Raw genomic sequence first — 15,325 nt, 5'->3', positions numbered from 1 at the left:
GTCCTGGGTTTTCTCTATTAATCGGTATTATTTCCAATTTATTTAATACAAGTGATAATAATTTATTTTTGAATAATTCCTCTTTTCCTATAGCTGTCATCTTTCTAGTTTTATTTACAGCACATGCAACAAATATAGGGTCGAAATTAGACTTGTGGTTTGCTGCAATAATTGTGTTTCCCTCAGTAGGTATGTTTTTTATACCTATTACTTCAAATTTAAAAAAAGTTTTTGTAAACGCTCTAAAGAGCTTAAGTACAAAATTGTAAAAAGTCAAATTTAATCTCTCCTTTAATCTATTTAATTTTTTCTAAAACAGCTTCTACAACTTGATCTATGCTTTTGCCTGTTGTATCTATTTCTATAGCATCCTCTGCCTTTACTAGAGGTGCAAATTCTCTGTTTGAATCTATTTCATCTCTTCTTATTATGTCCTTTATTATATCTTCTAAAGTCCCTTCATATCCTTTTTCCTTTAATTCTATGTAGCGTCTTTTTCCTCTTTCTTCAGGAGTAGCTACTAGATAGAATTTGTAGTCTGCATTAGGAAATACGTAAGAGCCTATATCTCTACCATCTAGTATTACTGCGTTGTCTTTTCCTATTTCTCTCTGTAGATCTACCATTAAATATCTTACTTCTTTTATTTTTGCTACATCAGATACATTTTTGCTTACATTTAAAGTTCTTATTTCGTCGTTTACTATTTTTGAGTCTAAATATATGTTGTTGTCTCTAAAGTCGATTGATGTAGCCTTTGCCATTTCAACTACTGCCTTTTCGTCCTTTACATCTACATCGTTTTGTAAGCATTTTAAAGTTACTGCTCTGTACATAGCTCCTGTGTCTATGTAGTTTATATTTAATTTTTTAGCTATTATCTTAGCTATTGTACTTTTGCCTGCTCCTGCAGGTCCGTCTACTGCTATTATTATATTTTTCATCTGTTATCTCCTATTTTAAAAATTTACTCTAAACTAAGTCCTGCTAAATAACCTGTAGAAAATGCTATTTGCAAATTGTAGCCTCCTGTTTCAGCATCTAAATCTAGTAGCTCTCCTGTTATAAATAAACCTGCTATCTTTTTAGATTCCAGGGTAGAAGCATCTACCTCTTTAGTGCTGACCCCACCAGAGGTTACCATTGCAGCCTTAAATCCCATAGATGATATTATTGTTAGCTTCATATTTTTTATATTTTCAATTACTGCATTTTCGTTTTCCTTAGTAAGTGAATTTCCCTTGATGTCGCTTAAATTTAATATGCTCAGAAGCTCCTTTATAAAATTCTCTGGAAGTATTGTCTTTAGGCTATTTGCTATATTTTTATTTGGATTATTTCTTATTAAGCTGACTATCTCATCCTTTGATGTATTTGGTAAAAAGTCTATAAATATCTCTACATGTTCTCCTGCCAGCTGTGTATTTATATAAGAATCTATTATCAGTACAACTGGTCCACTTATGCCAAAGTGGGTAAATATCATATCTCCTGTTTTGGAGATTTTTTTCTTTTTAATTTTAGTAGATATATTTACACCGCTCATAGATATACCTTGAAGGTTTTTGACCCAAGCTTCCTTTGTCTTTAATGGACATAGAGCTGGTAGTGTTTTAGTTATAGTATGTCCGTATTTTTGTAAAATCTCGTACATATTTCCATCAGAGCCTGTATGAGCATAACTTTTACCACCAGTAGATAGTATTACTCTGTCTGCATATATATTTTCGCTGTCATTTAATACGACACCTTTTACAGTATCGCCTTCGATTATTAAGTCTGTCACTCTTTTATTATACAATACTTTTACTTTTTTTCTAGATAAGTCCTCTTCAAAGCCTCTTATAAGATCAAGCGCTTTGTCGTTTTTAGTGTATATTTTAGAGTCGTGCTCTTCTTCTATTTTATACTCTACATTTATACTATCTAAGTAGCTTAGCAAATCCTCGTTTGTAAATGAGTAAAAGCTGCTGTATAGAAATTTACTGTTGTTTACAACCTTATCGAAAAAATCTTCTATATATCTGTTGTTAGTAATATTACATCTTCCGCCACCAGTAAGTCTTAGCTTTTTGCCTAGGGCTTCATTTCTCTCGATTAATATTACCTGGTGATTGTTATTTGCAGCGCTTATTGCCGCCATTATTCCAGAAGGTCCGCCTCCTACAACTATTACTTTAGCCATTATATCCTACTCCAATGCACTATTTTCTAATTTTTCTTCTTTTATAATATGTGTAGTATCGTTCATTTTCATAACTACAGGGCCATAATCTCTAAGCTCTACTATGTTTAAAGCTGTATTTCCTTGGTTTAATCTGTAGATATTTTCAACTGGTGAATTTAAAAATGATAAAAGCATAATTCTAGCACATAGTGAGTGAGTTACTAATACTATGTGTTTTCCATCGTATTTTTCATTTATTTCCTTTATAAATGCATCAGTTCTCTCTTTTATTTGGTCTAGAGTTTCACCTTGAGGAATTCTAGCTAAATGAGGTTCGTTTCTCCATTGACGATATAAAGCAGGGTCTTCCTCCATGATGTCTTTTATAAGTCTACCTTCCCAAGTTCCAAAGTTCATTTCTCTTAGAGCCTCAGTTTTTTCGACTTCTATGTTTAATTTATTTCCTATAATTTCAGCAGTTTGATAAGCTCTTCCTAAGTCGCTGCTGTAGATATAGTCTATTGGATATTTTGTCATGCTGTTTGCTAAAAGCTCAGCTTGTTCTACTCCTTTAGCTGTTAAATCTGAATTACCATGGCCTTGAGTTTTGCCTAGGATATTCCATTCAGTTTGGCCATGTCTAACTATATATAATGTATTTGTCAAAAATTTCCACTCCTTTATTATTTCTTCTCAAATTTTAATTATATCATAAAAACGCGAAAAAAAACTATCTCACTATAAGTTTAATGAGATAGTTTTTAATTTAACTCCATTTATTGCTAGAAATTCGTCTATTTCTTATTCTCTTAGAAACTGATTTACTCAAAAGTGTGTAAATAACAGAGCTTAGAGGAATAAAAAGTATCATTCCCACAATACCCATTAGCTTAGATCCTATAGTTATCACGACTATTACCCATATAGGTGGAAGTCCGATGGATTTACCGACAACTCTAGGATATATTAAATTACCTTCGATTTGTTGAAGTACTGCAAATAAAATTGCAAATACTACTACCTTTATAGGTTCCACCATAACTATAAGTATGGAAGCTATTATAAAAGCTATACAAAGTCCAAATATTGGAACTAATGCCATGATAGCTATCATCACACTTATTAATAGTGCATAAGGAATTCGAAGTATTACCATACATATAAAAAACATACATCCAAGTATTAGGCATTCTATACATTGGAATGTGAAGAAATTAGTAAATGTCTTGTGTGTAAGCTTTCCCACTTCTATCATTTTGTCTACTATATTTTCTGGTAAAAATGCGTATAGTAATTTTTTAAGCTGTATGCTGAGCTTTTCCTTTGATATAAGTATATAAGCTGCGAATATGAAGCTTATCACTACACTTACAATACCCGAAACAACACCTGATACTACTCCAAAAGTAGATGTAAATAAGCTACCAAATGAATCCTTGACAAAATTTAAAGCCTTATTGCTCAAGCTTTGCCAATCTATTTCAGCAGTAGTAATAGAGTCTTGAATTAATTTCCAATTTATATTTGTCTTTTCAACTAGCGCATGTAAATTATCTATTGCACCAGGTATAGTATCTACAATATTGCTGACTGTTTCTACTAGCTTTGGTCCAACTAAAAAGATTAAAGCTAAAATTACTAATATGAAAATCAAAAAAGTAAGCAGTAAACTTATCGGTCTTTTTAGCTTTTTAAACTTCTTCTCTAAAAAATTCATTGGTATACTTAGTATAAAAGCAATTGCTCCACCTATTAAAAAAGGCTTTATTATAGATAATAAAATTCCAAGGACACCTAAAATATCTGTAATTCTATATAAAATAAAAAATAGAACTAATATATATGTGGCAATTAGAATTATTTTTTTTGTTTGTTTAGTTTCCACAATTTTACCTCCCAATATATTGTTATCTATAATAATATACTATATTTGTGAATTATATACTAACTTTATATAAAAATTTCTAAACCAACTCCAACTTCTTCTACATTTAAGCGCTTAATCATTTCAGCCTTAGCCTTTAATGATACGCAGTGGCATGGATAAACTGTATTTATGTTTTGTTTTTCTAGGTAATCGATAGTTTTACTTAATCTATCATCTACTTCAAATAGATGAAATCCTCCTAATATACCTATTATTCTATCATCATCGCATACTTTTTTTGAATATTCTACGATGTTGCAGATTCCACTATGAGAGCAGCCTGTAACTATAAAAAGTCCATCATCTGTTTTTAAAACTACAGCAGAATCATCTAGTATATAATCCTTGCTAAAAAACTCACTACAGCATAGCTCAAGATCCTCCTTTACACCGATTGCATATCTAGGCTCAAAATCTATTAATTCAGGTATCTCTCCTAAAAATACGCAGTTTTTAGAAATTTCATAAGGAGTCTTGCTAGGAGTATAGTTAAATCTGTACATATCCTGCAAAGTATAAGGAGCACCTATAAATTGTCCATCGAAGTATTTTGCCTCAAAGCAACCTGGATGAGCTACTATTTCAGGCTTTGATAGATTTATTTTTTTATCTAAATATTGTAGGCCTCTAGTGTGGTCGTTGTGGCCGTGAGATAAAACTACAGTATCTATTTTATTTAAATCTATATCCATAGCTTCGGCATTTTTTATAAATGCACCTGAATATCCAGCATCGAATAGTATTTTTTTATCGTCTACTTCTATATAGTAGCTAACTGCTGGTTCTCCTAGATAGTACTGATCTATGTATGTATTATTGTCCATTAAAACCTTTATTTTCAATTTTGTTTCCTCCTCAATATAAAATTTTTATTCGCAAGGTAATTTACCATCTTTTTTTTCTTTAAAATGAATTTTCTCTGTTCCAGCTTCTATAGAAGTTTTATAATACCAACATTTATAATTTATGACATCAAGTGTTTTTTGTAGAGCCTGTATTTCTGTTTCTACTGCACGCTTTCTCTCTAAAAACATCGCGTATCTTTCTTCTAGAGAATCATCACCCTCTTGAACCCATTCAGTGAACTTTTTAATTTCTTTAATCGACATACCTGTTCTTTTAAGACATTCTATAATTTTAATCATCTCTATGTCCTCTTCAGAAAAGCTTCGATATCCAGAATCGAGTCTTTTTATAAATGGAAGTAACCCCTCTCTATCGTAATATCTAAGTGTAGAAGTAGGTAAACCGGTAATTTTAGAAGCTTCTTTAATTGTATATCCCATAATGTCTCCTCCCAAAAATTTATTCAAAACTATTGACATTAAACTTAACTTAAATGTTACGCTATAATTAGAAAAATTACAATATATCAAACACAATTTTAACAAAGGAGATATAACTATGACAAAATCAAAGGTATATTTTACAAAGGAAATAACAAGTGAAAGTTTAATTAAAATTTACGAAGCTTTAAATACTGAATTAAAGGGAAAGGTCGCTGTAAAAATATCTACTGGCGAACCAGGCGGACATAATTTCTTAGATCCAAATTTAATCAAACCTCTAGTAGATAAATTACAAGGAACAATAGTAGAATGCAATACAGCGTATGAAGGCAGAAGAAACACAACTGAAGAACACTGGAAGGCAATAGAAGAACATGGCTTCACAAAAATAGCTCCTTGCGACATAATGGACGAAGACGGCGAAATAGAGCTTCCTGTTCCAAATGGCAAACAAATACAAAAAAACTACGTAGGCTCACATATAAAAAATTACGATTCAATGCTTATACTATCTCATTTTAAAGGACATGCTATGGGAGGATTTGGAGGAGCACTTAAAAATATGTCTATAGGAATTGCTTCTTCACACGGCAAAGCTTATATCCACGGAGCTGGAGTACCAGAAAATATTTGGACTGCCGACCATGATTCATTCTTAGAAGCTATGGCAGATGCAGATGCCTCTGTAATCGATTACTTCAAGGAGGAAAACCTAGCGTATATAAATGTAGCTAATAAACTATCAATCGACTGCGACTGCGATGCGAACCCTCATGATCCAGAAATGGCTGACTTAGGAATATACGCAAGCCTTGACCCAGTCGCTTTAGACCAAGCTTGCTATGATGCAGTCAAAAATTCTCCAGATCCAGGTAAGGCTTCATTAATTGAAAGAATGGACTCTAGAAATGCTATTCATACTGTAGAACAAGCTTATGCAGAAGGTCTTGGTAATAGAGAATATGAAATAGTAGATATTGGATAAAATATTAAAAATGCCTGCCATATGTAAATCACATACGACAGGCATTTTATAAATTTACTATCTAACAAATATATCTATATTATCTCCATCGCCATCGACAACTACAGTATCGCCATTTCTAATTTGACCTGCAATTAATTTTCTAGCGATTATAGTTTCAAGAGTATTTCCTATATATCTCTTAAGTGGTCTAGCACCATATACAGGATCATATCCTTCTCTAACCATAATATCCTTAGCAGCATCTGTAACTTCTATAGATATATCTTTATCCTTCAATCTACCTGCTAAGCTCTTCATAAATATATCTATAATCTTCTTGATTTCATCCTTTTGTAGAGCTTTAAACATTATGATGTCATCGACTCTGTTTAAGAATTCTGGTTTAAATCTTCTCTTCATTTCGCCCATTACAAGGTTCTTAGATTCCTCTGTTATTTCACCTTGATCTTGAAGTAGGTAGCTAGAACCTATGTTAGATGTCATTATGATTATAGTATTCTTGAAGTCTACTGTCTTACCTTTGTTGTCTGTAAGTCTACCATCGTCTAGTATTTGTAAGAACATGTTGAATACATCTTCATGAGCTTTTTCGATTTCGTCGAATAATATTACTGAATATGGAGCACGTCTAACTGCTTCTGTTAATTGTCCGCCTTCTTCGTATCCTACATATCCTGGAGGAGGTCCTACAAGTCTAGATACTGAGTGTTTTTCCATGTATTCAGACATATCTATTCTTATTATGTTTTCTTCGCTGTCGAATAATGAACGAGCTAAAGTTTTTGCAAGCTCAGTTTTACCTACACCAGTTGGTCCAAGGAAAATGAATGAGCCTATAGGTTTATTTTCATCTTTAAGTCCAGCTCTTGCACGAAGTACTGCATTTGATACTGCTGTAACTGCTTCATCTTGTCCTATTACTCTTTCGTGAAGCTCATCTTCTAGTTTAAGAAGCTTTTCTCTTTCTCCTTCTACTAGCTTAGTTACAGGTATACCTGTCCATTTAGATACTATTTCAGATATTTCGTTTTCTGTAACTTCTTCTTTAAGTAGAGCTGTATCGTAGCCACTGCTTATTTTTTCTTCGTATTCTTTGATTTGAGCTTCTATTTTTGGAATTTCTCCGTATTTTATTTCAGCTACTTTATTGAAGTCGTATTCTCTTTCGTATTTTTCAACTTGTCCTTTTACCTCGTCAAGTTTTGCCTTTAAGTTTCTAACTTGCAAAATTTGGTCTTTTTCCTTTTCGTATTTAGCAGTCATTTCATCGTCTTTAGATTTTAATTCTGCTAATTCCTTTTCTAGAGCTTCAAGACGTTTTTTACTCTTTTCATCTTCTTCTAATAAAAGTGCTTCCCTTTCAGTTTCTAGCATAAATAGTTTTCTTCTAACTATATCTAGCTCTGTAGGAAGTGAATCTATTTCACTACGTATCATGGCACCTGCTTCATCGATTAAGTCGATTGCTTTATCTGGTAGGAATCTATCTGTTATATATCTATCAGAAAGCTTAGCTGCAGCTACTATCGCGTTATCGTGAATTCTGATTCCATGGTGGATTTCAAAACGTTCTTTCAATCCTCTAAGTATAGATATTGTATCCTCTACAGTAGGTTCGTCAGCTATTACTGGTTGGAAACGTCTTTCAAGTGCTTTATCCTTTTCTATATATTTTCTGTATTCATCGAAAGTTGTAGCACCTATACAGTTTAATTCACCACGAGCAAGCATAGGTTTTATCAAGTTTCCTGCATCCATAGATCCTTCAGTCTTACCGGCACCTACTATTGTATGGATTTCATCTATAAATAATATTATCTTACCTTCAGCACTTTGAACTTCTTTTAAAACCGCTTTTAGACGTTCTTCAAATTCACCACGGTATTTTGCTCCAGCGATTAAAGCACCCATATCTAGTGAGAATATGATTTTGTCCTTTAATCCTTCTGGTACATCTCCTCTTACTATTCTCTCTGCTAGACCTTCTACTATAGCAGTTTTACCGACACCTGGTTCACCTATTAGAACTGGATTGTTTTTAGTTCTTCTAGATAAAATTCTTATAATTCTTCTTATCTCTTCGTCTCTACCTATAACTGGATCTAGCTTGTGTTTTTTAGCTAAATCTACTAAGTTAGTACCGAACTTAGCTAGAGCATCGTAAGTTCCTTCAGGATCGTTTGAATCGACTCTTTGGCTACCTCTTACACTTGATAGAACTTGTAAGAAGTCGTTTTTAGTAATTCCGTATTTTTTAAGTATTTTACCGACAGCTGAGTTAGCTTCTGTATCCATCATCGCAAGCATTACGTGTTCTACGCTTATATAAGAATCCTTGAAATCCTTAGATATTTGTTCGGCCTTAATTAAAACCTCTTCAATTCTTCTAGAAGCAGTCACACCTTGAGATGAAATACCTTCTCCGTAAATTTGAGGTAATTTATCTAGCTCTTCATCTATGCTGTTTTTTACAGCTGCGACAGATACATTCATTTTTTCAAAAATATTAGGAATTAAACCATCCTCTTGGTTTACTAAAGCAGAAAATAGATGAATAACATCTACTTGTTGATTGTGATGTTTAACAGCCTCATTGTAGGCTTCGTTTAAACTTTTTTGAACTCTCACGGTTAATTTTTCTATATCCATAGTTCATCCCTCCATTTATTATATTATGTCCTAAATAAAGAGAAATAGATATAAACTTACCGAAATTTGATAAGCCTTTTGACTTTTGCAATTACCCTAAAAAATAAATAAAAAATAAAATGTTCACAAAACTCTGACTTTAAAATTATTGCATAAATCAAGAGTTTTGTTAATTAAATAAGATTTATCTAAATCTTTAACTTAATTATAGAACTTTTTTTAAAAAAATCAATACCTTTTTACTAAAATTATATATAAATTTTTGATTATTTTTTGAATACTATTCCATATTCTTTTCAGGTATAAATAAGTTAAATAATGATGAAATAACTGGTAAAATAATGAAACATATTATTGAAAATTCCGGGAATAATATTGAAAATCCAATAATAGCAATTAAAAAATCAAATGCGATGATTGTACGCATAAAAGAGCCTTTTTTCTTTCTATTTTGGCTAAATTTTATATTGTCTTTATTTTCCTTCAAAATCGAACGAAATAGTAGTCTTAGTATAAAGTCACATAGAATATATACAGTTGCATATCCTAATGCTGGCACGACTTCATTTGGAAATAAAAGCACCCATTTCATAAATAATGGTACTAATGATAAAACACATAAAAAAATCAAATTTTTCCACACAAAGCTTCTAGATACATTATCTACTTTATCTAATAGATGATAATGTCTATTCCATTGAGTACCGACAATTATAAAGCTCGCCAAAAATATTAAAATCGATTTTCCGAAATCAAGTAATTCATTTGCAGTTATAGTTTTTGGTAAGGGTATTTCTAATACCATTAGCGTTATAATAATAGCAATAAGACCGTCCGAAAAACCTTCTAATCGTGATACAGATAGTTTCATATCTCCCTCCTTAATTCTATCAATACTTGATAATCTTGTTAAATATTTTATAAACTTGAAATAAAACTGTCAAGTTTTTGTAATAAAACTAACTTTTTTCTGATTTAAAACTTAAAAAATTAAAATCGTAATCATTTTTTAAGTTTTATATATTAACATATTAAATAAAAAATAAAATTTAATTTTTAAAATAAATGTTAATTTTTTAACTTTTATTTTTATATTTTACATATATTTACAAAAAAGTCTAAAAAAAATAAAGGAAAATGCACTTATATAGTGAATTTATAATATAATCAAATAAAATACTGTTTTAATAGGGGTGATGAAATGAAAAAAATTAAATTTGAAAAGAATGGAAAAATTTTCAATTTAAAAGCTGTTGTATGTGAAAATGAATATTTGATTAAATTTATGAATAGAGATTATTTTTATAGCTTATGCAAAACTGAATGTCCAAATTTTAATAAAAACTGGTCATGTCCTCCAAACAGTCCTAGATTCGATGAGTTTGTAGAGGATTATAAAAATTCTCTAATTGTAGAACTCACAAGCGAAGTAGAAGATGGAGAAGAATTTATGGAAGCTTATTCTGAAAATAGAGAAACTTTAGAGGCATTACTATCTAAAATGCAAATAGATTTTGAATGCTTAAAAACTTCTTGTGGATCATGCAATCTATGTGAAAGATGCGCAATTTTAGATAATAAAAATTGCTATCGTCCAGAAAAAATGAGATATTCAATGGAAGCGATGGGAGTAGACTTACAAAAGATGTCTGAAGAAATATTCGATCATGAGATTTCTTGGAATACTGAAACTGAAAAAGCCAAAGTATGTACATCAATAGGTTCTATACTTTTCAACGGAACATTTTTAGAAGATGATTTTTGTGATTTAGCTAGAAACTATAGATTTTAATTAAAATTTTGGGGAAGTATATATTATTAGAGTTATATAACAACATGATAATTTAAAATAAATTTTAAAAATGGCGATGAATAAAATGTTAGTATTTTTATATAAGATAATTGGGATAGAAGGGTAATCTAGGTTTGTGATTACCCTTTTAAATATAAAAATTAATATTTTTTAAGATGATTGTCTTTTATTTATATTAGCTGAAATATGTCTCAGTACCTCTTCCTTAGGAACTCCAGATAAATGTAATTTATGTCCAAATTTTATGTACTCTGAAAATTCTTGTCCAGGTTTTAATCCAAGAGCTATTAGATCTTTTCCAGTTATTTCAGGTCTTTTCATTAAATTTTTATAATCTTCAAGAGAATCTCTTAGTATTTTTTCTATTTCATCGTAGTCATGAATTTTATCTCTTCCAAGAGAATCTGCTCTTGCAAGTAGTATCAAATCTTCAGGACATATTGCCTTATCCCATAGCTTCATCATAGATTTTTTCTTAGCTATATTGTACATTTGGTTTGGTTTCATATGAAGCTCTACTAAGTTTAAAACCTCTTTCTTTAAGTTTACTTTATTTAATCTATCTAAAAATGCTTCTGTTATTTTGACACTTTCTAGCTCGTGTTTATAAGAGGTTACCTTTCCATTTTCATCTATTTCTGTAGTTACAGCCTTTCCAAAGTCGTGGCACATAGCTGCCAGCATAAATGCAAGAGGATCCTTTGCATCTTGTCTTAATTTTGCAGCTTGATTTAAAACAAGCATAGTATGATTAAATACATCTCCCTCTGGATGATGTTCTTTAGGTTGCTTGACATCTATTAAATCCTCAATCTCTTTAAACCAAGTTGAAAGCTGATTCATATCTCTCAAGGCTTCAAAAAATACAGAAGGCTTATCTGATTTTAATAAAACCTTTTTTAATTCTTCAAATACTCTTTCAAAGGCAAGTGCTGATAAATCCATTTTTGAGGATAAGTCGATTGTCTTTTGATCTATTTTAAAATCGAATCTAGAAGCAAATTGAGCTGCTCTAAATACTCTAAGTGGATCCTCGCAAAAAGATTCGTCGTTTACATGTCTTATCGTTTTATTTTTTAAATCGTCGATTCCACCGAATGAATCTATGACTTCACCTGTCAAGATATCCTTCATAAGAGCGTTCATAGTAAAGTCTCTTCTCTTAGCAGCTTCTTTAAATCCTATAAATGGATCTACATATATTTCAAAATCTCTATGTCCTCTACCGCTGGATTTTTCTTTTCTAGGCATTGCTATATCGATATCGTATCCTTTTAAATTAAATACACCAAAGGAAGCTCCTATTTTTTTAACTTCTCCGAGAGAACTCAGTATCTCTAGTAATTTTTCAACTTCTATATTGTGAACTTCTATATCTATGTCTTTAATTTCTTTTCCTAATATTTCATCTCTGACACATCCACCTACTAGAAATGTTCGTCCTCCATTTTTAGATACCTGTTTTGCTATTTTTACTGCCATATCCATATCATTCATAGCAACACCTCCTCTTTAACATCATATATCTCTACAGCTCACTATATTTACACCTGTATTTAAAATATTTTCTATTATTATATCTCCCATTTTTATAGGAGAGCTTACTTCTATATCGTCTATTATATTTATAGCTTCGTAAATATATTTAAAATCTAAAGGCTTAGAAGTCTTTATAGGCAATCTATCTTTAGAATTTTTGATTTTTACAGTCGATGTTATAGATCTTTTCTTATTTATTATTTCATCTTTGAAAAATTCAATTCCTTTTTCACATAAATTACCTTCTATATCTCCTGTAGCTGATTGCGTTAAATTACATCCATTAGGACAGATTAAGCATGTGATTCCATCAGTAGCTACAGAGCTTTTATCTACTTCGACTTTATCTATATCTACAAGATTTTTAGATTTTATGTATTCGCTCGCAATTTTTCCGACGTATTCACCGTCGTAGCTTACATCGTCCACTAGAGAATATATTTTGCATATATTTCCACAGCAGAATACACCTTCTATACTACATTGGTTGTATTTATCCATATTTATTTTTTTTGAATCTATTTTCATATTACTGTTAATTGGAACTGTCAAGTTAGGTGTAAGTCCTATAGATGTTATAAGTGTATCGCATTTTATAGTTTGTTTTTCGTCGTTTTTTATGTTTTTTACTACGACTGCCTCTATTCTTTCAGTACCTTTTATTTCAGAAATAGTGCTGTTTTTTATAACTGGTACATCGAAATCTTCTACACATTCTTTAAAGTTTCTTTTATTTCCGCCTATTTTATCGTTGATTTCTATTATGGCCTTTACTTTGATGCCGTTTAAAATAAGTCTTCTGCACATTATAAGTCCTATATCACCTGAACCAAGTATAACTGCTTCTTTTCCTATTTTATATCCTCTTTTATTTAATATTTGTTGAGCTAGTCCACCAGTATAAACTCCAGACGGTCTACTGCCAGGGATTTTAAGTTCTTTTATATGTCTTTCTCTAGCTCCTACAGATAAAATTATAGATTTTGCTTTTATATTATGTATTCCATCTTCATTAGTCAAAGTGACTACTTTATCTTGTGATATAGCTGTGCAAAATGTATTTAACATTACATCTATATTATTTTGATATACCTTTTGACTTAATACCTGTGAATATTCTGAACCTGTTAAATTTTCTCCTAAATAGTGTACACCAAAGCCCTGATGAATGCATTGATTTAAAATTCCACCCAACATATCGTCTTTTTCTACAATTAATATATCATCTATGCCTTCGTTTTTAGCACTTAAAGCAGCACTCAATCCTGATGCCCCTGCTCCTATTACAACTAAATCTCTATATTCCATATCTATTCCTCCATAAAAAATTCAGATCCTTGGTTTGATTTTTGTAATTTTTCAATTGGAATGTCGAGCTCTCTAGACATTATTTCCAAAGCCTTTAAAGTGCAAAAATTACCTTGGCATCTTCCCATACCGATTCTAGTTCTTCTTTTTAATCCATCTAAAGTTGTAGCACCACATTTTCTATGTATAGCATCTAAAATTTCGCCCTCTGTAATTAGCTCACAGTTACAGATTATATTTCCATATGATTTATTTGATTTTATAAGTTCATTTCTAGAAGCTTCATCTAGATTTTTAAATTTTATGACTTTTTTTCGCTTTGGATTGAAGCTTTCATTTTTTTCGACTTTTCCTAAAATTTCAACTACCATTTTTGCTACATCTTCAGCTATGGCAGGTGCACATGTAAGACCTGGAGATTTTATACCGGCTACATTTATAAACCCTGCTACATCTGAACTTTGTTCTACTATAAAATCTTTAGCCTTTTCTTTTTCGATTTCGCCTGTATCTTTATTTTTTACAAATACATTCACATTTGGTCTAAATCCTGCAAAGGAAGTTATAACATTATCTAAATTTATATTTGGGCATACTCTTTTTGCTCCATTTTGTATAAATTTAAGTTTTTTCTCTGTTGTAAAAGTACTGTCGTTTTCTTTTGTATCTTCAGCTGAAGGACCTAGTAATATATTTCCACTTGTAGTCGGTGAAACTATTACACCTCTTTTCTTTTTGTCTTCTTTATCCTTTGTCATAAATATTACATTATTTACTATTTCGCCTTCTAACTTATCTAATACGATATACTCTCCTTTTTTAGGAGCAACTTCAAAGAATTTATCATTTGATATCATGTTATTTATTTTATCTGTATATAGACCGGCACAGTTAATTAATATTTTAGAAAAGTATTTATTGTTATTCTTACATCTTATTTCAAATAGATCTTCACTACCAGACTCATTTGACTTTTGTTTTGATATGCCTGTTACTTCACAATTTAATTTTAATATAGCTCCATTTTCCATTGCATTTTCACAAGCTGCAACAGTCATCTCAAACGGATTTACAATACCTGTTGTAGGAGCATATAAAGCTAAAGTGGCTTGATCACTTATATTTGGTTCAAGGTCAAGTATTTCTTTTTTTTCTAAAATTTTCATTCCTGGAACTTTGTTTTTTATTCCATTTTTATATTTTTCATATATCGAATCTCTTCCTAGATCATTTAGAGAAACTAAAAGAGAACCTGTTTTTTTATATTCTACATCTAAATCACTACATATTTGCTCAATAATTTCATGTGATCTATTGCAGTATTTGGCTTTAATAGTATTTGGCTTATTATTATACCCACTATGGAATATAGCGCTGTTGGCTTTGCTTACTTCTGAACATACATCGCTGTTTTTTTCTAATATCAAAACTTTAAGCTTATATTTAGAAAGCTCTCTAGCTACAAAGCTCCCAACAACACCTGCTCCAATAATACAAACATCGTACATTAGCATTCACCCTTTCTAATTTACTAAAATTTTATATTTTTGTTTATATTATGATTATAACTTTATAAATATATTTTGACAGTATTTTTTTAAAATTTGTATACAAAAAAGATAGCCATTTAATGACTATCTCTATT

At 30.8% G+C, this 15,325-nt stretch carries 14 protein-coding genes; 2 read left to right on the top strand and 12 right to left on the bottom strand.

Annotated features, from left to right (window positions below; genetic code table 11):
- The 7 genes from ACI3VO_RS10495 to ACI3VO_RS10465 all read right to left on the bottom strand — a co-directional run.
- Positions 1 to 277, bottom strand: a 277-nt coding sequence (locus ACI3VO_RS10495; RefSeq protein WP_439757873.1) for a lysophospholipid acyltransferase family protein, incomplete at its 3' end; no start/stop codon positions are given.
- A 19-nt stretch (positions 278 to 296) separates the two neighbouring features.
- On the bottom strand, positions 297 to 944 hold the full coding sequence (gene cmk, locus ACI3VO_RS10490; protein WP_439757872.1) for a (d)CMP kinase: 648 nt from the start codon (positions 942 to 944) through the stop codon (positions 297 to 299).
- Between the two features lie 23 nt (positions 945 to 967).
- A complete protein-coding gene (locus ACI3VO_RS10485) occupies positions 968 to 2,185 on the bottom strand; it encodes an NAD(P)/FAD-dependent oxidoreductase (protein ID WP_439757871.1) in 1,218 nt (405 codons plus the stop codon).
- Between the two features lie 6 nt (positions 2,186 to 2,191).
- On the bottom strand, positions 2,192 to 2,833 hold the full coding sequence (locus tag ACI3VO_RS10480; protein WP_439757870.1) for a histidine phosphatase family protein: 642 nt from the start codon (positions 2,831 to 2,833) through the stop codon (positions 2,192 to 2,194).
- 100 nt (positions 2,834 to 2,933) lie between these two features.
- Positions 2,934 to 4,052, bottom strand: a complete 1,119-nt coding sequence (locus ACI3VO_RS10475) for an AI-2E family transporter (RefSeq protein ID WP_439757869.1) — start codon at positions 4,050 to 4,052, stop codon at positions 2,934 to 2,936.
- A gap of 65 nt (positions 4,053 to 4,117) precedes the next feature.
- Positions 4,118 to 4,936: an MBL fold metallo-hydrolase gene (locus tag ACI3VO_RS10470; RefSeq protein WP_439757868.1), complete on the bottom strand. Its 819-nt coding sequence runs from the start codon at positions 4,934 to 4,936 to the stop codon at positions 4,118 to 4,120.
- A 27-nt stretch (positions 4,937 to 4,963) separates the two neighbouring features.
- Entirely contained in the window at positions 4,964 to 5,380 is a 417-nt protein-coding gene (locus ACI3VO_RS10465) for a MerR family transcriptional regulator (protein ID WP_439757867.1), read from the bottom strand.
- A 118-nt stretch (positions 5,381 to 5,498) separates the two neighbouring features.
- Between ACI3VO_RS10465 and ACI3VO_RS10460 the strand changes: the two genes are divergently transcribed.
- On the top strand, positions 5,499 to 6,368 hold the full coding sequence (locus tag ACI3VO_RS10460; RefSeq protein ID WP_439757866.1) for a DUF362 domain-containing protein: 870 nt from the start codon (positions 5,499 to 5,501) through the stop codon (positions 6,366 to 6,368).
- Positions 6,369 to 6,425: 57 nt separating this feature from the next.
- Here the strand turns inward: ACI3VO_RS10460 and clpB are convergent, their stop codons facing one another.
- Positions 6,426 to 9,020 carry an ATP-dependent chaperone ClpB gene (gene clpB / locus ACI3VO_RS10455; RefSeq protein WP_439757865.1) on the bottom strand — a complete coding sequence of 865 codons (2,595 nt, stop codon included), beginning with the start codon at positions 9,018 to 9,020 and terminating at the stop codon, positions 6,426 to 6,428.
- 280 nt (positions 9,021 to 9,300) lie between these two features.
- The gene (locus ACI3VO_RS10450) at positions 9,301 to 9,891 is read right to left on the bottom strand and encodes a TMEM175 family protein (protein WP_439757864.1); all 591 of its coding nucleotides are present in this window, start codon (positions 9,889 to 9,891) and stop codon (positions 9,301 to 9,303) included.
- Between the two features lie 330 nt (positions 9,892 to 10,221).
- Between ACI3VO_RS10450 and ACI3VO_RS10445 the strand changes: the two genes are divergently transcribed.
- Entirely contained in the window at positions 10,222 to 10,812 is a 591-nt protein-coding gene (locus tag ACI3VO_RS10445; protein WP_439757863.1) for a DUF2284 domain-containing protein, read from the top strand.
- 171 nt (positions 10,813 to 10,983) lie between these two features.
- On the opposite strand, the gene ACI3VO_RS10440 is transcribed toward ACI3VO_RS10445, so the two are convergent.
- From ACI3VO_RS10440 to ACI3VO_RS10430, 3 genes are read right to left on the bottom strand one after another with little or no spacing between them, the layout of a single operon-like run.
- Positions 10,984 to 12,330 (bottom strand): CCA tRNA nucleotidyltransferase, encoded by a 1,347-nt coding sequence (locus ACI3VO_RS10440; protein ID WP_439757862.1) that lies wholly within the window; start codon positions 12,328 to 12,330, stop codon positions 10,984 to 10,986.
- Positions 12,331 to 12,351: 21 nt separating this feature from the next.
- The gene (locus tag ACI3VO_RS10435; RefSeq protein ID WP_439757861.1) at positions 12,352 to 13,680 is read right to left on the bottom strand and encodes an FAD-dependent oxidoreductase; all 1,329 of its coding nucleotides are present in this window, start codon (positions 13,678 to 13,680) and stop codon (positions 12,352 to 12,354) included.
- A 2-nt stretch (positions 13,681 to 13,682) separates the two neighbouring features.
- Positions 13,683 to 15,188, bottom strand: coding sequence for an NAD(P)/FAD-dependent oxidoreductase (locus ACI3VO_RS10430; RefSeq protein ID WP_439757860.1), 1,506 nt, complete (start codon positions 15,186 to 15,188; stop codon positions 13,683 to 13,685).
- Between the last annotated feature and the right edge of the window lie 137 nt (positions 15,189 to 15,325).

This window comes from Intestinibacter sp., from assembly GCF_051866655.1.
GTDB lineage: Bacteria > Bacillota > Clostridia > Peptostreptococcales > Peptostreptococcaceae > Intestinibacter.
Note: the sequence above shows the minus strand (reverse complement) of the source record. Positions and strands in the feature narration are given on the sequence as shown.

What these genes read in the sequence shown, in the direction of transcription:
- cmk (WP_439757872.1), bottom strand. Translation starts at nt 944, where the DNA reads ATGAAAAATATAATAATAGCAGTAGACGGACCTGCAGGAGCAGGCAAA.
- ACI3VO_RS10485 (WP_439757871.1), bottom strand. Translation starts at nt 2,185, where the DNA reads ATGGCTAAAGTAATAGTTGTAGGAGGCGGACCTTCTGGAATAATGGCG.
- ACI3VO_RS10465 (WP_439757867.1), bottom strand. Translation starts at nt 5,380, where the DNA reads ATGGGATATACAATTAAAGAAGCTTCTAAAATTACCGGTTTACCTACT.
- ACI3VO_RS10460 (WP_439757866.1), top strand. Translation starts at nt 5,499, where the DNA reads ATGACAAAATCAAAGGTATATTTTACAAAGGAAATAACAAGTGAAAGT.
- clpB (WP_439757865.1), bottom strand. Translation starts at nt 9,020, where the DNA reads ATGGATATAGAAAAATTAACCGTGAGAGTTCAAAAAAGTTTAAACGAA.
- ACI3VO_RS10450 (WP_439757864.1), bottom strand. Translation starts at nt 9,891, where the DNA reads ATGAAACTATCTGTATCACGATTAGAAGGTTTTTCGGACGGTCTTATT.
- ACI3VO_RS10445 (WP_439757863.1), top strand. Translation starts at nt 10,222, where the DNA reads ATGAAAAAAATTAAATTTGAAAAGAATGGAAAAATTTTCAATTTAAAA.
- ACI3VO_RS10440 (WP_439757862.1), bottom strand. Translation starts at nt 12,330, where the DNA reads ATGAATGATATGGATATGGCAGTAAAAATAGCAAAACAGGTATCTAAA.
- ACI3VO_RS10435 (WP_439757861.1), bottom strand. Translation starts at nt 13,680, where the DNA reads ATGGAATATAGAGATTTAGTTGTAATAGGAGCAGGGGCATCAGGATTG.
- ACI3VO_RS10430 (WP_439757860.1), bottom strand. Translation starts at nt 15,188, where the DNA reads ATGTACGATGTTTGTATTATTGGAGCAGGTGTTGTTGGGAGCTTTGTA.